The organism is Acinetobacter courvalinii, from assembly GCF_014635545.1.
Taxonomy (GTDB): Bacteria; Pseudomonadota; Gammaproteobacteria; order Pseudomonadales; family Moraxellaceae; genus Acinetobacter; species Acinetobacter courvalinii.
The window spans coordinates 590004-615978 of sequence record NZ_BMDA01000001.1; the positions used below are offsets into that span (position 1 = coordinate 590004).

At 42.2% G+C, this 25975-nt stretch carries 19 protein-coding genes; 14 read left to right on the forward strand and 5 right to left on the reverse strand.

Going from position 1 to position 25975, the window contains the following annotated elements; genetic code table 11:
• Nucleotides 1-12: 12 nt before the first annotated feature.
• From ptsP to IEV39_RS02620, 4 genes are all read left to right on the forward strand, one after another.
• Nucleotides 13-2874, forward strand: coding sequence for a phosphoenolpyruvate--protein phosphotransferase (gene ptsP / locus IEV39_RS02605; protein ID WP_005287167.1), 2862 nt, complete (start codon nucleotides 13-15; stop codon nucleotides 2872-2874).
• The gene (gene pfkB, locus IEV39_RS02610) at nucleotides 2867-3817 is read left to right on the forward strand and encodes a 1-phosphofructokinase (RefSeq protein ID WP_005287164.1); all 951 of its coding nucleotides are present in this window, start codon (nucleotides 2867-2869) and stop codon (nucleotides 3815-3817) included. The genes ptsP and pfkB overlap by 8 nt, the downstream gene beginning before the upstream one ends.
• On the forward strand, nucleotides 3804-5516 hold the full coding sequence (locus IEV39_RS02615) for a fructose-specific PTS transporter subunit EIIC (protein WP_005287161.1): 1713 nt from the start codon (nucleotides 3804-3806) through the stop codon (nucleotides 5514-5516). Before pfkB ends, IEV39_RS02615 begins: the two co-directional genes overlap by 14 nt.
• Before the next feature lie 224 nt (nucleotides 5517-5740).
• Nucleotides 5741-6889, forward strand: coding sequence for an acetyltransferase domain-containing protein (locus IEV39_RS02620; RefSeq protein ID WP_005287159.1), 1149 nt, complete (start codon nucleotides 5741-5743; stop codon nucleotides 6887-6889).
• Nucleotides 6890-6991: 102 nt separating this feature from the next.
• On the opposite strand, the gene yghU is transcribed toward IEV39_RS02620, so the two are convergent.
• Nucleotides 6992-7843, reverse strand: a complete 852-nt coding sequence (gene yghU / locus IEV39_RS02625) for a glutathione-dependent disulfide-bond oxidoreductase (RefSeq protein WP_005287155.1) — start codon at nucleotides 7841-7843, stop codon at nucleotides 6992-6994.
• Nucleotides 7844-7959: 116 nt separating this feature from the next.
• The gene (locus IEV39_RS02630; RefSeq protein WP_032883266.1) at nucleotides 7960-8874 is read right to left on the reverse strand and encodes a LysR family transcriptional regulator; all 915 of its coding nucleotides are present in this window, start codon (nucleotides 8872-8874) and stop codon (nucleotides 7960-7962) included.
• 111 nt (nucleotides 8875-8985) lie between these two features.
• Between IEV39_RS02630 and IEV39_RS02635 the strand changes: the two genes are divergently transcribed.
• Together IEV39_RS02635 and IEV39_RS02640 are read left to right on the forward strand one after the other, a co-directional pair.
• Nucleotides 8986-9417: a CidA/LrgA family protein gene (locus IEV39_RS02635; RefSeq protein WP_005287151.1), complete on the forward strand. Its 432-nt coding sequence runs from the start codon at nucleotides 8986-8988 to the stop codon at nucleotides 9415-9417.
• An 11-nt stretch (nucleotides 9418-9428) separates the two neighbouring features.
• On the forward strand, nucleotides 9429-10118 hold the full coding sequence (locus IEV39_RS02640; protein WP_005287149.1) for an LrgB family protein: 690 nt from the start codon (nucleotides 9429-9431) through the stop codon (nucleotides 10116-10118).
• Between the two features lie 81 nt (nucleotides 10119-10199).
• Here the strand turns inward: IEV39_RS02640 and xseB are convergent, their stop codons facing one another.
• From xseB to IEV39_RS02655, 3 genes are all read right to left on the reverse strand, one after another.
• Nucleotides 10200-10403, reverse strand: a complete 204-nt coding sequence (xseB, locus tag IEV39_RS02645; protein ID WP_005231258.1) for an exodeoxyribonuclease VII small subunit — start codon at nucleotides 10401-10403, stop codon at nucleotides 10200-10202.
• Nucleotides 10378-11655, reverse strand: a complete 1278-nt coding sequence (xseA, locus tag IEV39_RS02650) for an exodeoxyribonuclease VII large subunit (protein WP_032883170.1) — start codon at nucleotides 11653-11655, stop codon at nucleotides 10378-10380. The genes xseB and xseA overlap by 26 nt, the downstream gene beginning before the upstream one ends.
• Nucleotides 11656-11810: 155 nt before the next feature.
• Nucleotides 11811-13169, reverse strand: coding sequence for an amino acid permease (locus tag IEV39_RS02655; RefSeq protein ID WP_081401880.1), 1359 nt, complete (start codon nucleotides 13167-13169; stop codon nucleotides 11811-11813).
• Between the two features lie 320 nt (nucleotides 13170-13489).
• Here IEV39_RS02655 and IEV39_RS02660 point away from each other — a divergent pair, with 320 nt between their 5' ends.
• The 8 genes from IEV39_RS02660 to IEV39_RS02695 all read left to right on the forward strand — a co-directional run bounded on the left by IEV39_RS02660 (nucleotide 13490) and on the right by IEV39_RS02695 (nucleotide 25906).
• Entirely contained in the window at nucleotides 13490-15193 is a 1704-nt protein-coding gene (locus IEV39_RS02660) for a ShlB/FhaC/HecB family hemolysin secretion/activation protein (protein WP_005287140.1), read from the forward strand.
• 32 nt (nucleotides 15194-15225) lie between these two features.
• Nucleotides 15226-21372: a DUF637 domain-containing protein gene (locus IEV39_RS02665; protein WP_005287137.1), complete on the forward strand. Its 6147-nt coding sequence runs from the start codon at nucleotides 15226-15228 to the stop codon at nucleotides 21370-21372.
• Nucleotides 21369-21791: a hypothetical protein gene (locus tag IEV39_RS02670; RefSeq protein ID WP_005287135.1), complete on the forward strand. Its 423-nt coding sequence runs from the start codon at nucleotides 21369-21371 to the stop codon at nucleotides 21789-21791. Before IEV39_RS02665 ends, IEV39_RS02670 begins: the two co-directional genes overlap by 4 nt.
• Nucleotides 21792-22035: 244 nt before the next feature.
• The gene (locus IEV39_RS02675) at nucleotides 22036-22695 is read left to right on the forward strand and encodes an amino acid ABC transporter permease (protein WP_032883265.1); all 660 of its coding nucleotides are present in this window, start codon (nucleotides 22036-22038) and stop codon (nucleotides 22693-22695) included.
• Nucleotides 22685-23356, forward strand: a complete 672-nt coding sequence (locus IEV39_RS02680) for an amino acid ABC transporter permease (RefSeq protein ID WP_005287129.1) — start codon at nucleotides 22685-22687, stop codon at nucleotides 23354-23356. The genes IEV39_RS02675 and IEV39_RS02680 overlap by 11 nt, the downstream gene beginning before the upstream one ends.
• Complete coding sequence (locus tag IEV39_RS02685) at nucleotides 23353-24084, forward strand: amino acid ABC transporter ATP-binding protein (protein WP_005287126.1); 732 nt, start codon at nucleotides 23353-23355, stop codon at nucleotides 24082-24084. The genes IEV39_RS02680 and IEV39_RS02685 overlap by 4 nt, the downstream gene beginning before the upstream one ends.
• A gap of 84 nt (nucleotides 24085-24168) precedes the next feature.
• Nucleotides 24169-25005 (forward strand): transporter substrate-binding domain-containing protein, encoded by an 837-nt coding sequence (locus IEV39_RS02690; protein WP_371873704.1) that lies wholly within the window; start codon nucleotides 24169-24171, stop codon nucleotides 25003-25005.
• A gap of 34 nt (nucleotides 25006-25039) precedes the next feature.
• Nucleotides 25040-25906, forward strand: a complete 867-nt coding sequence (locus IEV39_RS02695; protein WP_005287120.1) for a cysteine ABC transporter substrate-binding protein — start codon at nucleotides 25040-25042, stop codon at nucleotides 25904-25906.
• Nucleotides 25907-25975: the final 69 nt, after the last annotated feature.

A 25975-nucleotide genomic window follows, 5' to 3' on the forward strand; every position in this document is an offset into this window, starting at 1 on the left:
GAAGGACACTTTATGTTTGTACTTGAGCCAAAGCATGTACATATGAATCTACGTGCCAAGGATAAGGCAACAGCACTGCAATGTTTGGTTAATATTCTGGTAGAAGATCAGTTAACGACAGCAGAGTATTTGACGGGTTTACAGGATCGTGAAGCGCAGGGTGCCACTTATCTGGGACAGGGCATCGCCATTCCGCATGGTACACCTCAGTCGCGTGAATTTATCAAACAGACCGGGATCCGGCTTGCGCATTTCCCGGAAGGTGTGGGGTGGGACGGGGAGCATAAAATTTATCTGGCTGTGGTCATCGCTGCCAAATCAGATGAGCATTTACAGGTTCTGCAAATCCTGACCCGCGCTTTAAATCACGATGTCAGTGTTCAGGTACAAACGGCAACCACGGCTGAGCAAATTATCGATATTTTGCAGGTACGCCCGGATACGTTGGTTATCCATGAAAATTTAATCCAGACCCAGACCCATGTTGAAGATATTGATGATTTTTTCTGGGCTGCAGCAAAATTATTAAAACAGCAAAAACTGGTGGAAGCGGGTTTTCTGAGCCAGTTAGATCCTAAAAACCTGATTCAGATCCAAGATGCTATCTGGACCATTTCAGGAAAAAATTACGTTGCAGAAGCCGCCGTCAGTATTGTTCAAGCAGAGCAGGTTCTGAATTTCGCGCAAGGACAAATCCAGACCTTAATCTGCATTGCCCAGCATGAGCAACTTGATATGGTACAGTTGAATCATTTAATTGATCTTCTATTTCAGTCAAATATTCAACAGCAACTTCAATCCGAGCAAAGTCGCCATGAAATCGCCAAGTTGATTGGTGCAGAAATTATTCCGGACTGGCCGTATCAGCCGGTAGTACTTGCCAATAAGCATGGCTTGCATGCCCGTCCTGCTACGCAACTGGTCAATATCAGTAAAACATTTAAAGGCGACATTCAGGTTGCGGTGGATGGCGGCCCCTATGTTTCTGCGAAAAGTCTGACCAAATTACTGGCTTTGGGTTGTCAATATGGGCAGACCCTGACCTTTATTGCTGAACCCAATACCGATGCCGTAGAAGGTCTCACGGCAATTGTTCAGGCGGTTAAAAATGGTTTGGGTGAAGAGGTTGAACCACTTGACCAATCTGAAACAGCTTCAATTGTTCAAGCAGAAACTGCGTGGGAAGAAATTATTGATACTGATTTACCTGCTCAGGGAACAGCTGCATCTTCAGGGCTTGCTTTTGGCCCAGCTCATGTGATCAAACCGAAAAAATTTCAATATGAACGTTTTGGGCGCAACCTTAAAGCAGAAAAAGAAAAGCTGGAAATCGCACTGTATAGCGTAAAAAATACGATTCACCAGCTCATCCTGAAAACCGAGATTGACGAGATTAAACAAATCTTTCAGGCTCATCTGGAAATGCTGGACGACCCCGACCTGATTCAGCAGGTGCATCAGGGTTTAAATCAGAATTTAACAGCAGCTGCAGCATGGCATGACTATATTGAACAGGCAGCACAAACGCAGGCAGCATTGAATGATCCACTGCTGGCAGAGCGCGCAGCGGATTTACGCGATATTGGCGATAAGGTTTTAAGTGTGCTGTGTGATGAGGTGATGCCGCTTGAACCCGAACAAGCTTATATTCTGGTCATGCATGATCTTGGGCCTGGGGATGTGGCGCGTTTAGACAAAGACCGCGTAGCAGGAATTTTAACAGCGGTTGGTGGTGCATCGGCACATAGTGCGATTGTGGCACGTGCATTGGGGATTCCCGCCGTGGTCGGTGCGGGTGAGCAGATTCTAAAGATTGAGACACAAACCACCGTGCTGATTAACGGGGATACGGGCGCAATTGATATTGATCCAGCAGCTGAGCAGATTGAGCAGGCGATTCGTGAGCGTGAGCAGCAAAAACAGCGACGTCAGCAAGCGGAACGCCATTGTCAGGAAGCAGCCATGACAGTGGATCAGCATCAGGTTGAGATTGCAGCCAATATTGGCAAGATTCTGGATACCGCAAAGGCAGTTGATCATGGTGCGGAGGCGATTGGTTTATTGCGGACCGAGCTGGTGTTTATGGCACATCGTCAGGCGCCCAATGAAATCACGCAGGAAAAAGAATATCGTCATGTGCTGGATACCCTTGCAGGACGTCCACTGGTGGTACGGACACTGGATGTCGGTGGTGATAAGCCGTTACCTTATTTGCCGATTGCTACCGAAGAAAATCCGTTTCTCGGTTTACGCGGAATCCGCCTGACCTTGAGAAAGCCGCAACTCTTACGACAGCAGCTCATAGCCTTGGTCAAAGCAGCAGATGGACGTCCTTTACGGATTATGTTCCCGATGGTGGGGCGAATCGAAGAATGGCGTGCAGCCCGACATATTCTGGATGAGGTGCTGGCAGAATATCCATGTGAAAACCTGCAAGTGGGAATCATGATTGAAGTCCCTTCAGCTGCCTTGCTCGCACCATTACTGGCCAAAGAAGTGGATTTCTTTAGTATCGGTACCAATGATTTAACCCAATATACCTTGGCGATTGACCGTGGACATCCGGTATTGTCTGCCGAAGCCGATGGATTACACCCAAGTATTTTATTATTGATTGATCAAGCTGTCCGGGCAGCACATGCCCACCAGAAGTGGGTCGGAGTGTGTGGTGAACTGGCAGCCGATCCGAAGGCTGTCCCGGTTTTATTGGGCTTGGGAGTGGATGAACTGAGTATGTCTTCATCCAGCATTCCTTTGGTCAAAGCACAAATTCGGACCTTGAATTATGCAGATTGCCAGCAGCTTGCTCAACGCGCTTTACAGTGTGAAAGTGCCACAGCAGTCCGTGATTTGGTGGAGTTGACGCATGGCTAAAATATTAACCATTACTTTAAATCCTGCGATTGATGTCACACTTGAACTGGATGAATTGCGAGTGGGTGAGGTCAATCGCCAGCAACAGGTACAATCCCATGCTGCAGGTAAGGGACTCAATGTTGCACAGGTATTGCATGATCTTGGACATGAGCTGATTGTGTCGGGCTTTTTGGGGAAACAAAATCGGGCTTTGTTTGACCAGCATTTTCAGGCGATGCAGTTTGATAACCAATTCATCTATGTAGATGGTGAAACCCGCCAGAATATCAAGATTGCTGAACAGTCTGGACGAATGACCGATATTAATGCCAAGGGTTTTCGGGTGTCTGAGCATGATAAACAGGCCTTATTTGCGCGTATTCAGGACTGTTCGCAACACGTCGATTATGTGGTGATTGCTGGCAGTCTGGCTCAGGGTTTTAGCATAGATGATTTCAAGTACCTGATCTCGATCTTACATAAACAGCACAAGCATGTTGCGATTGATAGCAGCGGGCAGGCCTTGGTGGCTGCGATTGAAATGAATCCGTGGATGATCAAACCCAATACCGATGAATTACAGGAAAGTTTTGGTGAGGTGGTTGAAAATTTTTCCCAACAGCTTGCCTTGTTCCAGCGCTTAAATTGTCAGATTGAACATATTGTCATTTCGATGGGAGAAGCCGGTGTCAACTGGATCAATCCGGCACTGGCCTTGCATGCCAGTCCGCCTCAAGTCACTGTAAAAAGTACCGTCGGTGCAGGTGATTCATTACTGGCAGGCATGGTGCATGGCTTGGTAAGTAACATGACAGCTGAGCAAACCCTCAAAACGGCTACCGCCATTGCCAGTCATGCAGTGACGCAAGTCGGCTTTCGTGTGCCTGAAGCTCAGCGACTGGAAGCGCTAAAACAACAAACCATAATCAACACTTTGGATAAGTCTGATGCAAACAATTAAATCTGTTTTATTTGTGATCAATTCGCAACAGTATGTCAATGCGTTGATTCTGGCAAAAAAACTGTCTCAGCTTGCGCAGCAGCAAGGCTATGACAGCGCGATCATTGCTGTGCAGGATCAACTTCCTGAACAAGATTTTGATACGGCTGTTTTTATTGGCCAAGCACCCTCACAACTTGAGGCTTTTAATGATTATGCGGTTGCCACCATTTCATTGCAGCAAGCGATGGATAATGCCGAGCAGTCTTTGCAGGATGCTTTAAGCAAGACCACGACAGTTGCGCAATTGGCAACACAGCCAAATGCTCAGCCTCAGGCACAGAATTTTGTTGCAGTGACGGCTTGTCCAACAGGTGTGGCACATACCTTTATGGCGGCAGAAGCATTACAACAGGGTGCAGCTAAATTGGGTTATCGCATTCAGGTCGAAACACAAGGTTCGGTTGGTGCTAAAAATATCCTAACGGATGAAGCCATTGCTGCTGCGGATATTGTGATTCTTGCTACCGATATTGAAGTCAATACCGACCGCTTTGTCGGCAAACGTGTGTATCGTTGTGGTACAGGCTTTGCATTGAAGCAAACCGATAAGGCATTTGCGGAAGCAATCACGGAAGCCAAGCTTTTAGAATCCTCTAAACAAAACAGCCAAAAGACCAGTCAGGAGGCCAATAAGGAAAAAACAGGTGTCTATAAACACCTGTTAACTGGCGTATCCTTTATGTTGCCGATGGTGGTAGCGGGCGGTTTGCTTATCGCGCTATCCCTCTGTTTTGGACTGAATGCCGCAGAGCAGGCGGGAAGTCTGGCTGCTGTATTAAAGCAGATTGGTGCGGCTGCTTTTAGCCTGATGGTGCCGATGCTTGCCGGATATATTGCTTATTCGATTGCAGATCGTCCGGGTCTGGCGCCAGGTCTGGTCGGTGGCCTCATCGCAACGCAATTAAATGCGGGCTTTTTAGGGGGGATCGTCGCTGGCTTTTTGGCAGGCTATATTGCCTTATTTCTGGCCAAAAAAATCAAGCTTCCAACCAGTCTGGAAGCCTTAAAGCCGATTTTAATTGTGCCCTTATTGGGAACATTATCGGTCGGTCTGATCATGTTTTATGTGGTGGGGCATCCGGTTGCGCAAATTTTTGAGATGATGAAGGACTTTCTCAACAATATGGGCACCACCAACGCCGTGCTGATGGGGATTGTGCTGGCTTCGATGATGTGTATTGATTTAGGCGGGCCGATTAATAAAGCCGCCTATGCCTTTACCGTGGGTTTGTTGACCACCAATACCTATATGCCAATGGCTGCGACCATGGCCGGAGGAATGGTGCCTGCGATTGGGATGGCGATTGCAACCCTGTTGGCAAAGCAAAAGTTTAATCAGAGTGAGCGAGATGCGGGTAAGGCTGCATTTGTGTTGGGCCTGTGCTTTATTTCCGAAGGGGCGATTCCCTTTGCAGCCAAAGATCCGATTCGGGTCATTCCAGCCTGTATTGCAGGTGGAGCAGTCACAGGTGCCTTGGTGGCATTATTCCATTGTGAATTGGTGACACCACATGGCGGCATTTTTGTATTACTGATTCCGAATGCGATTAGTCATGCCTGGCTCTATCTGGCAGCCATTGCAATTGGCAGCGGTATTACCGGTGTAATTTATGCGCTATTAAAACGCCGTGAAGTGGTTGAGGTGCAGGCTGCCTAGGCTTTGCTTCCTATCCATTAAAATATATAAGGTAGATTATTGGGCACAATGATCTACCTTTTTTATGTGTCATTACCTCTAGATTACATTAATCAATGCATCGAAAATCACAGCGAGTTGTTGTGTTAATTCAATGAATTTTATCTTTCATTTGCCAGCCGTTATTTCATTCAATCATCAATTATTGTTATGATATAACATAACTTTAATTTATTTATGATTTTATGTCTGATTTATCTCAACGTTTACAAGCAATTGATGCACTAAGAGGGTTAGTGATTCTAATCATGATGGTTGATCATGTACGGGAAACCTTTTACCTGCATCATCAAGTCCCAGATCCGATGGTGATTTCTGAAACAGAAGGATCACTGTTTTTTAGCCGAGTTTTAGCCCATCTTTGTGCACCCGTTTTTGTAGTGTTGACCGGTTTATCTGCTTATCTCTATCAGGCCAAGAACAATAGTATTGCGATGACGCGCGAATTTTTGTTGAAACGCGGTTTATTTTTAATTGGACTTGAACTACTAATTGTCAATTTCGCGTGGACAGGTAAATTCCCGCCCGATGTGATTTATTTACAAGTCATTTGGGCGATTGGTTTTAGTATGATTGCCTTGGCATTACTCATTGGCTTGCCACAAAAACTGCTGTGGGGCATCAGTTTGCTGATCATTTTTGGGCATAATTTAATGGACCATATTTCATTCGCACAGAGTTCAGTGATGAATGCGATATGGTTGGTCTTACATGAACGGGGCTGGATCAACTTTGGAGAGGTACTACGGGTCAGAACATCGTATCCCGTGTTGCCCTGGATTGGCGTGATTACTTTAGGTTATTGTCTTGGCCATGTTGTTTTTGGCAAACCGAAGACGACTCAGCAAAAGAATCGTATGCTCTTCACTTTTGGGTTGATGGGCATTGCTTTATTTTTCGTGTTAAGGGGGCTTAACATTTATGGTGACCAAGCTTGGGAAATGATGCCAACGTGGAGTGAAACATTGATGAGTTTCCTGAACCTGACCAAATATCCACCTTCATTATTTTTCATTTTATGGAATGTGGGTATCGGGCTTATTATTCTGGTCTTATTACAGAAGATTGAAACCAAAAACTGGGTCAAGCCTTTAATCATCTTTGGCTCTGTACCAATGTTTTTCTACATCGTGCATTTATTTGTGCTTAAAGCCTTATATGTCATTGCTGTAGGTATTTGGGGACATAATTATGGCGATTATTATGGCGTAGATCACATGGCGACAGTGTGGGGGATTGCTGTGATTTTAAGCATTGTTTTATATCCGGCGATGCTGAAATTCTCTTCCTTTAAACATCGTAATAAGCATATTCCGTTGCTTAAATATTTTTAGTTTATTGAAAATAGAGTTGTTTTTTCATATTCAGTTTGAATGAGATCGACTATTTAAAGATTCAGAAAAACCTCTTGTCTAAGCCAAGAGGTTTTTTTACTTTCATTGCAACTTATCTTGGGTTTTGGTCTCAAAGTCACTGGCATCATGCCGCTCATGCAGTTGACTGGCTAAATCGCCAAAAGTACGATTCACCATACGACCACGTTGTACCGCAGGACGCGCGAGAATGGCGTCGGCCCAACGTTGCACATGTTTATACTGATCGACGCTTAAAAACTCATCCGCATTATAAACCCAACCTTTGATAACGCTGCCATACCACGGAAAAGCTGCAATATCGGCAATGCTATATTCCTGACCTGCGAGGTATTCGTGCTTTGCTAAATGTTGGTCTAATACATCCAGTAAACGTTTAGTCTCCATCGCAAAACGGTTAATCGCATATTCAATTTTTACGGGCGCATAGGCATAAAAATGTCCTAAACCACCACCAATATACGGTGCGCTGCCCATTTGCCAGAATAACCAGTTTAAACATTCGGTGCGTGCAGCAATGTCAGTGGGAATAAAGGCTTTAAATTTTTCCGCCAGATAGAGCAGGATTGAACCTGATTCAAATACCCTCAGTGGTGGATTTTGACTATGATCCACCAAGGCGGGAATCTTAGAGTTCGGGTTAATTTCAACGAAGCCGCTACCGAATTGCTGACCTTCACCAATTTTGATTAACCATGCGTCGTATTCAGCCCCGACATGTCCAAGCGCGAGTAATTCTTCCAATAGAATCGTGACTTTTTGTCCGTTCGGAGTGGCAAGTGAATATAACTGTAATGGGTGCTTTCCGACCGGAAGCTTGTGCTCATAGCGACTCCCTGAGGTGGGCTGGTTTAGATCGGTCTTTTCTCCAGTCCATTGCCAGACTTGCGGCGGAATGTAATCTGAATCCTTCATTTTTATTGGCCATATGCTGAATTGATGAATTCAGTGTAGGTGAGCCAGCGCAGGATTGAGTGGTTTTTTTGTGGCAAAACTTTAACCGTTTTTGAATAAACAAGACTGAAGCCTGATTAATCAGATTTTGATGGCATGATCTGAAAGTGTTGATCAATCACATGCAGCCAGGCCTGTACTGCCGGAGAGACAGGCAGATTCTTTTTCCATGCCATAGCCAGATGCCACTGAATATTTGGCTTTTCAAGTGGAATGGCGGCAAACAAATCGGGATCGAGCATGTCGGTATAATATTGCGGTAACAGGGCAATGCCCATACGTTGCAGCACCATATCTGCCAGCAGGTTCCATTGACTGGTTCGGCAGGCAATGCTTGGGTAGAAACCATGCTGTTCACAGGCATCCAGAATAATACGATTCAGCGAGAAGTTTTCAGGAAACATCAAAAAGGACTGATGTTGTAATTCTTCCAAGTGTATTTTCTTGCGTGTTGCCCAGGTCGCATCACGCCGTAATAACACCATCAAAGGATAGTTACATAATTCAATGCTATTAAAAATCTGCTGGTCAAAAGGGTGCAGCAACACGCCTACGTCCAGTTCATTATTTAATAACGCCTGTTCAATTCCTTTGGAACCGACCTCAAGAAAGGCAAGCTCGATCTCTGGCCATTGTTGATGATAATCAAACAGGGCGGTAGTCAGCAGTTGCGAGCCTAAAGGGGGTACACCCAACTTTAAAGTGCCTGTTTTTAGTTGCTGATAATTTTCGATTTCCAGAAAAATATTTTGTTCTGCTTGAAGAAGTTCGAGTGCATGCTGATAGATGCGCTGGCCAATTTCCGTCAGTTCAACCTGTCTTTTTCTGCCATGTTCAGGTTTGACCAAAAGCTGTACCTGCAGTTGTTCTTCCAACTGCTGCAAGATTTTACTGATGGTCGGTTGGGTCAGATAAAGCTGTTCAGCGGTACGGGTAAAACTTTTGGTTTTGACCAGCGTGACAAAGCATTGTAGTGATTTGAAGGAAAGCATAATGAATGTAATATTATTCCATTTAGGCATAATATTAACATGAATAATTCATATTTTCCGAGTAGTACTGGGCTAGCATAATGAGGTAATTCACCAATTTATTTGCTTGTCATGAGTACTGAATCCACTTCTGCAACGTTCTCTCCCAAAAGCTTGTTCGCATTGCTCAAACAGATTTTAATTCTGGCGGCTTTTTGGGGCGCAGGCTATATTCTGCATCAACAAATCGGTGTCCCGATCTCCGCAGGGATTTTAGGCATGTTGTTATTGCTGATCTGTCTGTTTCTAAAACTGATTAAAATCGAGCAGGTGGTCATGGGGGCTACGGTGGTTTTAGGCGAGTTATTGCTGTTTTTTGTGCCTGTGGTTGTTGCCGTAGTCCAGTACAAAACCTTATTTATGACTGAAGGCTGGCAGATTGTCCTGAGTATTGCCTTAGGCACAATTCTGGTGATGTTGAGCACCTGTCTCACCATTCATTATTACAATCGCCTCAAAAGCTATCTGCAAACACGTAAACCTTTCCAGCATAAGCATATCTAAAGGCATTTCACATGAATATCTGGTCAATCCTCTGTCTGATCTGGACCTTGGTCGCCTATGTGGTTGCAAAACGTCTCTATCAGAAACATCCTAAATTGTGGTTTTCTCCCGCGATTAGTGTGCCGGTGCTCACGATTGTATTGATGGCGATTTTTGGTATTTCCTATCAGACTTATGCCCAAGATACGCAATGGATCGTGAATTTGCTTGGACCCGCAACAGTTGCCTTTGCTGTGCCTATTTACCGTTATCGCGATACTATCCGTAAAAACCTGGGGGTGTTATCCATCGCGATCATTGTCGGCATGAGTGTTGGGGTAATGTCGGCTTATGAGATGGCGCAACTGTTTCATTTCAGTCCCGAAGTCACCAACAGTTTGATGGCCCGTTCAATTTCAACACCTTTTGCGATGATTCTCGCTGAAGATATTCATGGTTCGGCTGCACTGGTGTCGCTATTTACCGTAATTACCGGCTTGGTCGGGATGATTTGTGGTGATGCCATTTTAGCATTCACCAAAATCCGTTCAGCGGTAGCCAATGGTGCCGCATTCGGTAATGCAGCTCATGGTTTTGGTACAGCTCGGGCGCAGCAACGTAATAGTGAGGAAGGGGTGATTGCCAGTTTAACCATGGTGATTGCGGGTATCCTGATGGTATTGGTCGGGCCATTTGCCATTCACCTATGGTTATTAATTTAAGTCTTGAATTGACTGTTACATAAGAAAATAGGGCATGAGTCAAAGCTGATTATTAATCACAGCAAGTGGCTTTTGGGTTCTCTATGACTCACTGTCCTTAAAGGTTTCATTCAAGGCCTGTTGCACTGCATCAACTCTGGATTTACAGGCTTTATAAGCCGTCATTGATTCTTCGACGATTTTCATTAAATTATCAATATCCGGTTGTTCCTGCGCTTCCAGTAGTTCGGCATTGTTTTTTAATAATGCATAACCGTCTTTAAAGCTTAGTTCTTTCTTCGTCATGATCAATCACCTCGGTAAGCTGGGCATGGATATAGCCATCCTGCATTTCAATTGATAGGGATGAACTCGCTTGATGGATAGAGCGAATCGCCTTGTTTTCACTACGGACAATGCCATAACCCTTGGCGAGTACGTTTCTCGGGTTTTGCAATAAAGTTTCCCGCATCAAGGTTTCGATTTGAGTCGAGGCTGTTTTGAGTTGCTGCTTGGCAAAATATTGTAGCGTTGATCTGGCAACCTGAAGCTGCATATGGCTGGTGCTGATCTGGTTCTCAGCCTGTGACCTGATACGATGAATCAACTGCTCATTCTGGCTTTGATAAGCCGTAATTTGATGTTGGGTAAGCAATTTGATGCTTTGAAAATTTTCCATCACCTCTACAGAACGTTCCGAGATCAAATTGCGGATCCCGGCAATCACCTTACTTGGCGTATCGAAGGAACGATGCGCAATTTCATCTAAAATGGTTCGATCTTTTTCATGTCCAATCCCGACCCAAATCGGTACTTTGCGTTTACATAGCAGGGCGGCCAGATCATAGTCATTTAAATAGGCCAGATCGTTAACTGCACCGCCACCTCGAATGATCACGATCAGGTCGGGCGGAATGGTGTAATCTGCTGCCCATTGACGGAGTCCTGTGCCTAGGGATTCCATAATGCTATTGGCTGCTGTATTTCCCTGAAAAGTCGCGGTGTGATAGACAAAAGTGCAGACACCTGCTTGCTGTAATGCGTCGGCATCTTTCTTGAAGTCACCTAAGCCGGCTGCATTTTCAGGTGCAATCACCAATACATGCTCAATATCAAACGGTGTAGGAAGCGCTTTATTCAGAGCAAGTAAACCTTCACTGCTGAGTCTGGCCAGGATTTGCTGATAACGTTTGGCAATATCACCGAGGGTAAAACTTGAGTCGATATCTTCAATATTGACAGAGAAGCCGTATTGCGGATCGAAGCGAGCTTTAATTTTAATCAGTACATTCAAATCTCTGGATAGCTCAATACCACTTTCACGCTCGAACTTCAGCACGATTTTTACGGCAGTAAATTTCCAGATCGTGGCTTTACAGCTGGCAATAACTTTGTCGGTGTCCTGTTCTTTTTCAGCCAGTTCAAGGTAATAATGTCCACCTTTGATACTGAGATTGCGAATCTCGGCTTTCACCCAGACTGGCTCGTCAAAGGTCAGGCGAATGATTTCCTGTACGGTTGCTAGATAATCGCTTAGAGAAAGTTGCGGTTCAGACATTAGGTCGGACAATGAATAGGATAGGGCTATAGTAGCAAATGGATTAACCTGATAACAAATCAGACCCATCTTGTTTTTATATATTTTTGATAAGACATAACGCATCTACAGTCTATTTTTAAAGATTACCGTAGATGCGTATTGTGAGGTAGATATTAGAGTGATTTATTCCATTTCAAGAATTTAAATAATCCAAACATAAACATGATCCAGACCGGAATTAAAATCACCGATTCCTTAAAGCCTTGCGTCCACATGATGTATAAGATCATCACGATAAATGCCAAAATCAGATAATTACTCAGGGGTGAGAATAGGGCCGGGAATTTGACGGTTTTGCCTTGTTCCTGAATGGCACGTTTAAATTTTAAATGGGTAAAGCTAATAATGGCCCAGTTTAGGACCAGCGCCGCAACCGCCATATACATTAAGTGGCTTAAGGCTTGTTCTGGCACAAAATAATTCAGTAATACACAGCCAAAAATCAGCACAGAAGAAAAGATCACCGCAGGCATCGGCACACCTTGTGGGCTGACTTTTGCAAACACTTTGGGAGCATTACCTTGAACAGCCAAGCCATATAACATACGGCTATTGGCATACATGCCACTGTTATAGACTGAAAGCGCGGCGGTTAAAATAATAAAATTAAGTAAATGCGCTGCCCAATTAATCCCGAGCTGGCTGAAAATCATCACGAAAGGACTTTTATCCAGACCACCCAAATCCAGTTGATTCCATGGAATGAGGGACATGATGATGGCAAGTGAAGCGACATAGAAAAGCAAAATCCGGAAGATCACCTGATTGATGGCTTGCGGAATACTTTTTTCAGGATTTTCTGCTTCAGCTGCGGTCATACCGATCAGTTCAATGCCACCAAACGCAAACATTAAAAAGGCCAGCATATAAAACAAACCGGAGAAACCATGCGGGAAAAATCCGCCGTGTTGCCATAAGTTGGTGAAACTGGCCGTCGAATCAGCACCTGCAGTTAGCAATAAGTACAAACCGAACACAATCATGGAAATGACAGCAACGACTTTGATAATCGCTAACCAGAATTCAGATTCGCCGTAAAACTTCACATTGCCAAGGTTTAAGCAGGTCACCACAATGAAGAAAAATAAGGTCGAGATCCAGGCTGGAATATGTGGCCACCAATAATGGACATATTTGGCAATGGCTGTCAGCTCAGTCATTGCCACCAGAATATAGACGACCCAATAATTCCAGCCCGATAAGAAACCAGCAAATCTTCCCCAATATTTTTGTGAAAAATAACTAAAAGAGCCTGCGACAGGTTCTTCTACAATCATTTCACCCATTTGACGCATGATCAGAAATGCGATCAGGCCAACGATGGCATAGCCCAAAATAATCGAAGGGCCAGCAGACTGGATCACTTGAGCAGAACCTAAAAACAGACCTGTACCCACCGCACCGCCCATAGCGATCAGGTGGATATGACGGTTTTTTAGTCCACGTTTTAATTGGGGGGAAGAGTTACTCAAAATAAGATGCGCTGAACAAAAAAGAAGTGATTGTAATAGATCGTGACAGGATCGACTAGTTTGAAAACAAGAATATAGGCCTAATTCTTCTCATTTCTTTAGATGGAGGTAATTTAACTGAAAGCCTTTAGGAGGGAACGAGTTCGAAAAGATTTAACCAGTCAAAACCTAATTTTCTCATAATTTTTTTACTAAATAATTTAGAGACTTATTTAACAATTGATAAAAAAAACTTAAAGCAGTTATTATTTTTGTTGAAAATAATATTGTTTTTTATACAATACAGCCTTGTCTGTACTATTGTATAACTACTGTAAAAAATGTATAAAAATTATTTATTGATTCCTCTGATTTTATCTTCAGGCTTTAGCCATGCCGAAGATCAGGTGAGTAAACAGCAGACCCGAGATTATCTTGCGCAGAAACAACAGATTGATCAGTTAACGCAATCTGTTACACCTTTTATTCAGTTACAACAAACCAGTCTTCAATCGACATATCCCTGGTTGCAGAAAGAGCCGATTTGTTTTGGCATCACGACTTTAGAAGTTGATGCCCCAACTACACACCCCAGTATAAAAACATCGGATTTTAATCACATCTTTAAAGAGCTCAAGTATTCAGATAATAAAGTTTTAGGGCGCTGTATTGGTGAAAAGGGCTTGGCTGGAGTCGTTAATTATATTAATGAGCAACTGGTACAGTTGGGCTATGTATCGACTCAAGTCATTGTACCTGAGCAAGATCTGGCGACAGGGCATTTACGATTAACCTTGATTCCAGGGTTAATCGGGGAAATCCAGCTTAAAAACAGTCAAAATAAATCGTTAAATTATTCTTTGCCAATGAAAGCTGGCGATATTCTCAATATTCGTAAACTCGAACAAATCCTAGAAACCTTTGCTCGTTTACAAGGTATGCAGGCCAATTTTAATCTTCTACCGAGTCAAAAAAGTAGTGAAGACGCGGGTTATAGCGATGTCGAAATTATATGGGAGATTCACGAAAAGAATTTTTTTACTCTAGGGTTGAATGATGCGGGCAGTAAAAGCTCTGGAAAATATCAAGGCTATACCAGCTATGCTTTAGAGAATCCATTCAATGCTGCAGATAGTCTGTTTGTCTACTATACCAAGTCAATCAATGACTGGAATGTCGACCATACCGATTTTAATAATGTCTTTGTTTCCTACGAAGTCCCATATCAGAACTGGCTGTTTAATATCAATGCCAGTCAATATACCAATACCCAAGAACTGGAAGGCTTCGATCAGTGGTTTGATTATAAAACAATTAACAAAGATTTTAACCTTCAAGCACAGCGCGAACTTAGTCGCAGTAAATCTTACCGTCTTTCAGGTTATGCCCAACTGTACCGAAAATCGGCATCTAGTTTTATTGAAGATGTAGAAATTGAAGTACAACGCAAACGCACTGCAGGCTGGGAACTTGGCAGTAAATACCAGCTACGCCTTGGGCAGCAAACCATTAATGCTCAATTCAGCTATCGAAAAGGTACAAGTATCTTAGGTGCCAGCCAAACGGCTGAAGATATTACCGGTGAAGGTGATTCTCGCGCTGGGATCTGGAATGCTGCTGTTCAATATGCAATGCCATGGCAGACCGCTAAAAATAACTTTATGTATCAGTTGAACTGGCAAGGACAGTGGAGTCCGCAGAAAGTGGTCAGTCAGGAAACTTTTAATATTGGTGGACGCTACAGCATTCGCGGTTATCGACCAGAGCAAAGCATCGTGGGCAGTAATGGACATTATGTACAACAGACCGTGCATTGGCTCAATCCTATTCCGAATTTCTCATTCTACGCAGGGCTGGATCAAGGACTTGTGACAGGAGAAGGCACTCAATATTACTCCGACCGTTACCTGTTAGGCAGCGTGGTGGGGCTAAGAACTCAATTCAAACATATCAATGGTGAGTTTTTCGTAGGTCGTGGACTGGTGGCACCACGACATATCCAGAAAGACGTCATCACAGGTTTTAATCTCTCATTTAACTATTAAGCAAATCTATTCATAGAAATATAGGCATAAAGATGAATAAGCAATTTTATCGCACAAAATTTAACGCTAAACTTGGGACTTATGTCGCAGTATCTGAATTGGCAAAATCGCATCAGGGGGATATCTCTCCACGCATAAAAGCTTCAATCGATACCGAGACAACAAACTCAAGCATTGCTACAACTGGACAACGAACATTAAAACAATTGGTGTTGGCGCTTTCTGGTTTGATGGCGTTTAGTCCGATTTATGCCAATGTAGTGGTGAATAATAATGCTGCAGCAGCACATAAAGCGACTGTACTCAAGGAAGGTAATGCAGCCAATGTCTGGATTACGGCGCCGTCTGCATCAGGTGTGTCACGTAATAGTTATACTCAGTTTGATGTCAATCAAAATGGGGTAATTCTGAACAACTCACGTGGCGCAGCTACCAGTCAAATTACCAAAACCTCCATTGCAGCGAACCCGAATTTAGCAAAAGGGGCAGCTACGACGATTGTCAATGAGGTGGTTTCAACCAACCCGAGTTTATTACAGGGTAATCTTGAAGTCTTAGGGTCAAGAGCAAATGTGGTGATTGCCAACCCAACAGGAATTACTGTCAATGGTGGTGGATTTATCAATGCCAATCAAGTCACGCTCTCTACAGGGGTACTGGGCTATAACAGCGATGGTTCAATCAAGCAGCATACGGTAAAGCAAGGTGCGATCACAATTAATCCTGATGCTAATAACCGAGGCTTAGGAGGCAATGCGAATAATCCTGTTGCATTAGAGCTCTTGGGGCGTTCTATTGCGATTAATGCACCAGTCAATGCTACGACTATTACCGCCGTAACTGGTGCTAATATTGTTGCAGCAGATACGGGTGAATTTACTGCTACCACTGGGGCGGGGACGAAACCGACGGTTGCAATTGATATTGCACAATTGGGGGGGCTTTATGCCAATAGTATTTATCTCTATGCCAATGAGGCTGGTGTGGGCGTAAATAATGCTGGGGTGATCCAAGCTCAAAACAATGTGGTACTCAACAGCAATGGTAAAATTGAGCATAAAGGCACGATCAGTTCGACCAGTAAAACCCAAAGCCTAGTAAGTATCAGTACCAGAGGTACGGGTACGGCAGGTGATATTAATTCCTCTGGTAGTATCAACGGTTATGGGTTTTTAAATATCGATGCTGGCAATAATATCAATGTTAATGCCAAAGATATCACTTTGAACTATGAGGGTATTGCGTCCTCACCTTTAATTCTGAGTGCTAAAGGCAATCTCAATTTAGCAGCTGGAACAAAAGTTGCTAATTTAGGAACTTTGGGTGATTTGTATATCGATGCTGAAAATATCAATTTAGGCGCAGATACGGAGCTTCGAAGCAACCGAGGTTCCGCGGTGATTCAAGCCAATAATAGCCTTGTTTCAAATAAAGCTGGTTTTGTTGCTGCAAAAGATTTAACGCTTAGTGGAAACGCAAACTTAAAACTTACGGATACCCGACTACATGCTTCCACGGGTGATATCTATTTACAATCGACCTCAAAAGATAAAGTTGGCAATGATATTAATGTCCAAGGCGGTTCTGTTTATGCCGCTAAGGGACTAACCATCTATTCGGATAAAGACGCGACCATAAATAATCTTAACTTTCTTAAGAAAGCAAATAGTACACAAGCACAAGTGAACAGTATTAATGCCTATGCAGGTAACAATCTGAACTTTAGTACGACGAATCAAGAATTCCCTTATACCAGTGGCAAGATCCAGTTAGGTGCTGGCAATCAGTTGACGTTAGAAGGTAAAGACCAAAACTCTAAGTTGTCTGGCGGTGGTGGACTCAAACTTTCCGGAAAGAACATCACCACCAAGAATATTTATATGACGGGTTCTGGGGCGTATGGTGTTGATATTGTCAGTGATGGAGGAGATATCCTCTTAGATCAAGGAAGCCGAATTTGGGGCAATACTGGGGATATTAATATTAATGCCTTAAATGGAAATATTACTGCGAATAGCCTCAAAGCCACAACGGGTGGAAAGATTGCAATACTTGCAAATAACAATGTTGAGCTTAACTCTTTACAAAAAACTGCGACACCTGTAGCTGGAAAAGATACTTTAACCACAGATAAAAGCGTAATTGGTGGTCAGAAAGGTGTTACCATCGGTTCAATTGGTGAGGGTAACGTTAAGATAAATGCCACTAACTTAACTGCTCAACAAGGTGAGATTCAGCTTACCAGCCAAAATGGTATTACTCTCGACAAGAATGTAGATGTCACTCTAAAAAATGATACTTTAAGCAATGGCGTCGTAAGCAGTGTTTTAAATGGACAAGCCATTTCAATAGATAATAATAAATCCAATATCCAAATTGCAGATACACAATTAAATGCTACAACTGGCAAGCTTTTGGTCAGTAGTAAAGCTGGTATGACCACAATAAAAGATAGTGTCTTGACTTCCAAAGGTAATACAGAGCTTCATGCAAAAGACTTACTTACCTTGCAAGGTGTAACAGCTACTTCAGATCAACACTTAGCAGTGAACTCTGGGCGTACAGTTTACATTAATGCAGAGTACACGCCCGCAACCGTTTGGATTCCAAATAAAGTCACTAACTTGACTTCTAAGGGGGTAACTTCTGTAACAGCGATAGGTAATCAAGTTCTACAAAATGCCAATATTACAGGTGGTGCTGTATTAATGGAAGCTGGTGGTTTTATTCTTGGTCAAACAGGAATGAACTATAACGCCACAGGCAGTGACTTAATAAAAAATGATACAAAACTGAATAGCCTAAATGGTGACTTGAGTATCCAAACGGGCCGTGATCTCACGATTGATCCAACAAAACACAAATTATCAGCTGTTGGAGATATTGATTTAGTTTCTAAAAGTGGGGCCTTAATTTTAAATGGATATGGTGGCACTGCTGGCAATGGTTCTGAAAAAGTTGTCTCTTTAAATACAGCAAATGGTGGAATCAATTTACAAGGAAATAAGGTTGAGTTACGAGGTTCGCAATTAAACGCGGCTAAAGATATTTCGGTTGTATCGACAGGTGGTGATTTAATTGTTGATGGAGTTCGGAATACCATTATTAATCAGCATACTGATGTATACAAAGAAAAAATAAAAAATTTAAGTAATGAAGAAAAAGTATTACAAGAATCAGATGAGTATAAGAATGCTATGGCATTTGTAACACAGGAATTTACTACTTTAAGTAAAAGAATTGAATCTGGAGAATTAGTGGCCGGAGGTGATGCTGTTTGGAATGAAATACAAAAAATTATAAATGTATCTACTAAAAAATTTCCGAATTATGTTTCAAAAGCTAATCAAATCAAAGAAGAACAAGATTATTATTCGGAAATGTTAAAGTTATTTAACGTAGGTTATGTTAATGGTGAAGTGCATACTGGTGCAAAAGTTATCAGCGACAAAGGCAATATTCAGTTTGTATCAAATAAAGGTTTGAGTATAAGTGGTTCATCAATTGATGCAAAATCTGGAAAGGTTAATCTGGAAGCAGCAGGAACTTTAGATGGAGAGGGATATAATATTCAAGGAAACTATAATAATTCTATTGAAAATAGTGTTAAAAAAGGAATTATAAAAGGCAGTATAATTATTGATGCGAATCAGGATTCATACGAACAAGGCAGTCCTTCAGGGAATGATTACCGTTGGTTCAGTCCTGTAAGTGCGACAAGTATTAATGGAGCTAAAGGAGTTTCTATAAAGGCTACAGGTAAGCAGGCGACAGATAATTTAATTTTGCAAGGTGTATCAATTACATCAGATGGTGATGTTAATATCGAAGCTTATAAAAACATAATTTTTGATGTTGCTATTAACAATAGTTTTAATAAATCTCAGAAATCTGAAACTAAAAGAAAATGGTACGGTAAAAAGAAAACCATTACTACGATACAAACTTCAGAGCAAAGTGGGGGGCTATCCGTCGATATTGATGCCAATAATATCAATATCAAAAGTCAGGAAAAAAATACAGCCGCGATGACGGGTCAGAATCGTACCAGTATCGATATGTATTCAAGCCAACTGACCGCGATTGATGGAAAAATCAATATACAAGCAGGGGGGGATTTGAATTTCTTAACTGCTAATGATGAAACACTGAACACCACAGACATTAGTAAAAAAAGTTCATTTCTTGGTGTCAAACTAAATAAGTCACATACCACGAATACGCGGAATGTGAAATCAGAACTGCCCGCCGTATTAAATGCCAATTATATCGGAACAAAATCCGGATTTGATACTCGTTTAAAAGGTACTGTATTCAATTACTTAGAGGGTGCAAATATTCAAGCGGGTGGAACCATTACTTTGGAAGGAGCTTCAACTACAGTCACGGAAACCCTAAAAAAAGAAAGTAATAGTGTTGTTTGGCAGTCAATGCAAGATAAAGGCTCTATTACGGAGACCGCAGAACTTCCAAGTTTTAAAGGACCTGTTGCGCCAACGTTTATTGCGAAAGGTGGACTGACTGTACAAGTACCCGTCGTTTCTGGCAAAAATAATGATGTGCGTGCAGAAGTGATTAAGCTTTCTAATCAACCTGGCAATGAATATCTGAAAGCTTTAATTGCTCGTAAAGATGTGAATTGGGAAGCGGTAAAACTCGCTCAAGAGAATTGGGATTATAAGTCACAAGGACTAACAGGAGCTGGGGCTGCACTTATCGTTATTATTGTAACGGTGTTGACGTCAGGCGCTGGTTCTGCCGCTGCCACTTCTGTTACATCCGCAACAGGAGTTGCATCATTAGGAGCAAGTGCACAGGCTGCTGTTGCTACGTTAGCTACTCAAGCAAGCGTTAGTTTGATTAATAATGGTGGAGATCTTGGAAAAACACTAAAAGATTTAGGAAGTAAAGAATCAGTTAGGGGATTAGTGACTAGTGTTGTCACTGCTGGGCTGTTGAATCAAGTAGGTACAGCTTTAAACCTTAAACCAGATAGTACGTTATTGTCTGATCGTTTAATGAATAATTTTACTAATGCTGTTGGATCGACTTTAGTTCAGACGGCAATTAATGGTGGAAATTTACAGGATAATCTTGAAAAAGCCTTATTGGCAGGATTATCTGGAGCATTGCAAGGGGAATTAGCGAGTCAAATTGGTACAGGTTTTGGAAAAGTTGATCCAGGTACACTTGAATATGTACTTCATAAAATTGCTCATGCGGCAGCAGGATGTGCAACTGCGGCAGTAACGGATTCAAGTTGTGGGGCGGGTGCGATTGGAGCAGGTGTTGGTGAAATTGTAGCAGAACTCATGATTCCTGAAGGAAAAACTGCATTAGATTTAACTGAAGCTGAAAGAAAAAGTATTAAAGATACTAGTAAAATTGTAGCAGGTTCGGTAGCTGCTTTTGCTGGATATGATGTTGTTACCGCTGCGAATAAGGCAGAGACAACTGTTGAAAATAATGCCTTGGCTAAAGTTCTCACAACAGCTGGTAAGGCAGCATATAAAGTTGCTAAAGTGATTTCGGAAATGCCAGCAGCAGCACGAGCTAAGTTGAAGCCTTCTGAAATTACCGAAATGTTAAGGAAAGAAGGGGTCCAAGGTGTCATTGATATTGGTGATAATCTCATTACATTAGTTAGTCCTTCATCAACTATGGGGGATAGAGCATTTGCTTTAATTGATTTAGCAATTGGAGTTGATTTAAAAGCAGGTAAAAATGTTGATGTTCTTAAAGTTGATCAAAAAGTTCTTGTTAAGAATCTTGGGACGTCTACTACAAAAAATGCAATTATTGCAGCTGCAAAAGAATCAAACCTGAAAAATTTAGATCTACCTATAAATGGTAAAGTTTTTAAACCTGATGCAAATTTATCTTCAGGAGCAGCTGTTTATAAAGGAGCTTCAAATGAAGATATTTATACAGCGTTTAAAGATATAGCAGGAATAAGAACGTTGCCAAGCACAGGTAACCCAATGTATCAACCGATTAAAGGAAAAACTTCATTAAGTGGTCAGCCTGGATACATTATTCGTGTACCTCAAGCAGATGGCAGCACCGTGGTATTAAGAAATTTTTCTTTATCTCAGACTGAATCGCAGGCACGTTTTACGATTGATATTCAGAAACCTGCTGGAATGAAAGTAAATAAATTGGAGTTGAAATTTCAATGAATCAAATAAGTGCAATTTTAAAGATATTTCAGGAATGGCATGAAAATATGGGATTAGAGTATCTTTGGTACGCTAGTGATGATGAGTTAACTAGATTTTATCCAGAATTAGAAATAGAATATGATCCAGATACTGCCTTCTTTAAAGCATTAGAAGCCTTATTGAAAAGTGGAGATAAATGTTTGTTTTATAATTTAAATAGTGAAGAACCATCAAGAGATGGCGAGCATTTAGCAGGCACACCAGAAGAACAGCTTGCTTTACTTAAAGAGGTTTGGATTGGTAAAGCAGAAATGGATAAGATGGATGAGGAAAATGGCTATTTAGGGTGGTACTTTTTAATGTTTTGCCCTTATTCATTAGCTCATAAAATATATGATGAAAGCGGAAATTTTGTAAAATGGTGGCATGCCGAATGAGTTTTATAGTTTAACTGCATTTTCTTGTTGAAATATGATTTTTTATTTAAGAATGGCGGTATTTAATCTGAAATATCGCCACTTTTTTATTTTTTACTTAGCTAAAAACCCATCATTCCAATTTCAGCAAAGCTTAGCAAATAATAATATTTTATGTGAATTTTCAACCAGATTAGACTCATCCAAAGATAAATAACAACAATGTATTTATCAAAAGAATCAATTTTTTATTCGGATGTTTTCTTTGGATTGGCAGTATATACAGAGTGTGTTGCCGCAGTTCTATGCGGCCACCCTCATGACCTTAAAAATCTCCTTTATCGGTATCGTACTCTCTATTCTGCTTGGGCTGATCTGTAGCATCATCAGCACATATCAGGTCCGGATACTCAATAAAATTGTCAAAGTCTATATCGAGGTTTCCCGCAATACACCTTTGCTCATTCAGCTATTTTTTCTCTACTACGGCTTGCCCAAGATCGGGATCAAACTAGATGGATTTACCTGCGGTGTGATTGGTCTGACTTTTCTTGGCGGCAGCTACATGGCAGAAGCTTTCCGTGCGGGTTTACAGTCCGTTGCGCAAGGGCAAATTGATTCGGCCCGAAGTGTAGGATTAAACGCCGTGCAAGTCTTTCAATATGTGGTATTTCCCCAAGCGTTATCGCTGTCCATTCCTGCCATTGGCGCAAACTGTTTGTTCCTGATTAAAGAAAGCTCGGTCTTGAGTGCCATAGCAGTGGTAGAACTTCTGTTTGTGACCAAAGACCTGATCGGGATGGATTATAAAACCACCGAAGCTTTATTTCTGTTAATCGTGGCTTATCTGATGATTTTGCTACCCGTTTCAGCGCTGACCAGTTATCTGGAATATCGCAGTCGTAAGGTGAGCCATGGGACTTGAGTATTTATTTCAACCGAGCCATGTCGAGCGTTTACTGTATGGCTTGTTGCAAACCATTGAAATTGCCTTCTTATCGGTATTTTTATCTGCCATTTTCGGCACCATTTTTGGCGTGATCATGACCTCCAGAAATTTGCTGGTCAAGATCCTGTGCCGTTTCTATCTGGAAACCATTCGGATTGTGCCGATTCTGGTGCTGTTATTTGTGTTCTATTTTGGTCTGGCGACATGGTTTAACTGGCAGTTGTCATCATTTTGGGTCTGTATTTTTGTCTTTACCTTATGGGGAACCGCGGAAATGGGGGATCTGGTTCGTGCTTCTATCACTTCGATCGATCATCATCAACGTGATACAGCTTATGCCGTAGGTCTAAATCATGTACAAATTCTGGTTTATGTGATTTTCCCGCAAAGCTTAAAACGAGTCACCCCGGGCGCACTGAATCTGTTTACTCGCATGATCAAAACCAGCTCTCTGGCAGTATTGATCGGTATGGTGGAAGTGCTGAAGGTAGGGCAGCAAATTATTGAAAATTCATTATTAACGGTTCCTAGTGCATCGTTATGGATCTACGGTTTTATCTTTATTCTTTATTTCCTGATTTGTTATCCATTATCGCTTTTAGCAGCGCATTTAGAAAAAGTGTGGGAAAACGCATGACTTTGTTATCGATACGGCATTTACATAAATTTTATAAGCAAAGTCAGGTATTGCATGGCATTGATCTGAATGTGCAACAAGGTGAAGTGGTGGTGATTTTGGGGCCATCCGGTTGTGGAAAGAGCACCTTGTTGCGCTGTATCAATGGGCTGGAACCGATTCAGCAGGGAGAAATTCAGCTCAAAGATGTGGGCGTGCTTGGGCAGGACTTGCCTTGGGATAGCGTACGTCAGCAGATTGGCATGGTGTTTCAGAACTATGAATTATTCAAGCATATGAATGTGATTGATAACATTCTGCTGGGTCCGCTAAAAGCACAAAAACGCCAACGCGCAGAAGTGGAACAACTGGCAGATCAGTTATTGCAGCGCGTGGGCTTACTGGATCGTAAATATGATTATCCATCTAATCTATCAGGTGGGCAGAAACAGCGGATTGCCATTGTCCGTGCCTTGGTGATGCAGCCCAAAGTCATTCTACTGGATGAAATTACTGCAGCTTTAGACCCGGAAATGGTACGCGAAGTGCTGGATGTGGTACTAAAACTGGCACAAGAGGGCATGACCATGCTGATTGTTACGCATGAAATGGGCTTTGCCCGCAAAGTGGCAGATCGCATTATTTTTATGGACAAGGGCCAGATTATTGAGCAAAGCACCCCTGAGGATTTTTTTCAGCATCCGCAGACGGAACGGGCCAAAACTTTTTTAAATATTTTGAATTATTAAAAGCAATCAGAGGACGTGATGAGATTACATTTAGTGGCCGGACGATCTGGCAATACATCGAAAATAAAAACGGTCAGTCTTGGCATGAGCTGTGTGCTGGTGGCAGGCATATTAACAGGGTGTAATCAACCGGCTTCATCCGAAACCAAAAGTAGTACAGCAGACAGCTCCTTGGAGCAGATCAAGAAAAATGATGTGCTACGGGTTGGAGTGTTCGCGGATAACCCGCCGTTTGGTTATGTGGACAGTGCAGGCAAAAATCAGGGCTTCGATGTCGCCTTGGCGAAGCGTGTGACCAAAGATTTGCTCGGAGATGAAAATAAAATCCAGTTTGTCGTCACAGAGGCAGCCAACCGGGTTGAATTTTTAAAGTCAGACAAAGTCGATGTGGTCTTTGCCAGCTTCTCTGTGACACCCGAACGTCAACAGGTGGTGGATTTTTCCCAACCTTATTTAAAGGCATCACTAGGTATTGTTTCACCTAAAGCCAAAGCCATTACCGATGTAAAAAGTCTGGAAGGTAAAACTTTAATTGTGAATAAAGGTTCAAGCTCGGACAGCTATTTCACTAAAAACTATCCGAAAGTGAATTTGTTGAAGTTTGAACAAAATACCGATGCGTTTAATGCACTCACCGATGGTCGGGGGGATGCGATTTCCCAAGACAGTACCTATGCCTTGGCATGGGCTGCCAAGAATCCGGATTATGTGGTCGGTATTCCACAGATTGGCAATGAAGATTTTATCGCCGCAGGCGTGAAAAAAGGCAATACCGAATTGCTGCACTGGCTCAATGATGAAATCAAACAGCTACGAAGCACGGGCGAAGTTCAAAAGATTTATGACCAAACCTTAAAGCCGATATACGGTGAAAAAGTGAATCCTAATATCTTTTTAGATGTCGATTTAGCGAAGCAATAACATAAATGAAAAGGTCAAAAATAGAGGTAACGATATGCAGACAATAACATTCTCAAATATTCAAAAACTGTTGCTGGCTTCTGTATTCAGTCTGGGTCTCACCGCATGTAACAAGACCCCACAGTCGGCAGAAAAATCAGCGGATAGTTCAGCTCAGGTTTCCAGTATTGAACAGATCAAGAAAAATGGTGTGGTTCGTATTGGCGTATTTAGCGACAAGCCGCCGTTTGGTTATCTGGATGCGCAAGGTAAAAATCAGGGCTTTGATGTTGAAATTGCCAAGCATGTGGCCAAAGACTTATTGGGTGATGAAAATAAAGTGCAGTTTGTTCTGACTGAAGCGGCCAATCGTGTCGAATATCTAAAAGCCAATAAAGTCGATATTATTTTTGCCAATTTCACCGTGACCCCTGAACGTAAGCAAGTGGTGGATTTTGCCAAGCCTTATTTAAAAGTTGCCTTAGGTGTGGTGTCTCCAAAAAATAAACCGATAACGGATATTGCTCAATTAAAGGATCAGACTCTATTAGTGAATAAGGGCACCACAGCGGACTCTTTTTTCAGCAAACAACATCCTGAAATTAAGCTGCAAAAATATGAGCAAAATACCGAAACCTTTGATGCGCTAAAAGATGGCCGTGGTGCTGCTTTGGCCCATGACAATCTATTGGTACTGGCCTGGGCGAAAGAAAATCCAAATTACACCGTCGGCATTACCAATCTGGGTGAGCAAGATTTAATTGCACCTGCTGTACAAAAAGGCAATAAAGAATTGCTAGATTGGTTAAACCAGGATTTAGAAAAGTTGGCTAAAGAGGGGGTTATTCAACAAGCTTATGAAAAAACTTTAAAACCTGTTTATGGTGAGGGTATCCCAGCCAAAGATTTGATTATTGAATGATTTAAATTAACTTCAAGATTATAAAAGTATAGGTTTTAACTGCTTATATATTAAGCGTCATTTTTTTTG

Bases quoted from the DNA above. Each gene is read 5' to 3' on its own strand.
- ptsP (WP_005287167.1), top strand. From the start codon at position 13: ATGTTTGTACTTGAGCCAAAGCATGTACATATGAATCTACGTGCCAAG.
- pfkB (WP_005287164.1), top strand. From the start codon at position 2,867: ATGGCTAAAATATTAACCATTACTTTAAATCCTGCGATTGATGTCACA.
- IEV39_RS02615 (WP_005287161.1), top strand. From the start codon at position 3,804: ATGCAAACAATTAAATCTGTTTTATTTGTGATCAATTCGCAACAGTAT.
- IEV39_RS02620 (WP_005287159.1), top strand. From the start codon at position 5,741: ATGTCTGATTTATCTCAACGTTTACAAGCAATTGATGCACTAAGAGGG.
- yghU (WP_005287155.1), bottom strand. From the start codon at position 7,843: ATGAAGGATTCAGATTACATTCCGCCGCAAGTCTGGCAATGGACTGGA.
- IEV39_RS02630 (WP_032883266.1), bottom strand. From the start codon at position 8,874: ATGCTTTCCTTCAAATCACTACAATGCTTTGTCACGCTGGTCAAAACC.
- IEV39_RS02635 (WP_005287151.1), top strand. From the start codon at position 8,986: ATGAGTACTGAATCCACTTCTGCAACGTTCTCTCCCAAAAGCTTGTTC.
- IEV39_RS02640 (WP_005287149.1), top strand. From the start codon at position 9,429: ATGAATATCTGGTCAATCCTCTGTCTGATCTGGACCTTGGTCGCCTAT.
- xseB (WP_005231258.1), bottom strand. From the start codon at position 10,403: ATGACGAAGAAAGAACTAAGCTTTAAAGACGGTTATGCATTATTAAAA.
- xseA (WP_032883170.1), bottom strand. From the start codon at position 11,655: ATGTCTGAACCGCAACTTTCTCTAAGCGATTATCTAGCAACCGTACAG.
- IEV39_RS02660 (WP_005287140.1), top strand. From the start codon at position 13,490: ATGTATAAAAATTATTTATTGATTCCTCTGATTTTATCTTCAGGCTTT.
- IEV39_RS02665 (WP_005287137.1), top strand. From the start codon at position 15,226: ATGAATAAGCAATTTTATCGCACAAAATTTAACGCTAAACTTGGGACT.
- IEV39_RS02670 (WP_005287135.1), top strand. From the start codon at position 21,369: ATGAATCAAATAAGTGCAATTTTAAAGATATTTCAGGAATGGCATGAA.
- IEV39_RS02680 (WP_005287129.1), top strand. From the start codon at position 22,685: ATGGGACTTGAGTATTTATTTCAACCGAGCCATGTCGAGCGTTTACTG.
- IEV39_RS02685 (WP_005287126.1), top strand. From the start codon at position 23,353: ATGACTTTGTTATCGATACGGCATTTACATAAATTTTATAAGCAAAGT.
- IEV39_RS02690 (WP_371873704.1), top strand. From the start codon at position 24,169: ATGAGCTGTGTGCTGGTGGCAGGCATATTAACAGGGTGTAATCAACCG.
- IEV39_RS02695 (WP_005287120.1), top strand. From the start codon at position 25,040: ATGCAGACAATAACATTCTCAAATATTCAAAAACTGTTGCTGGCTTCT.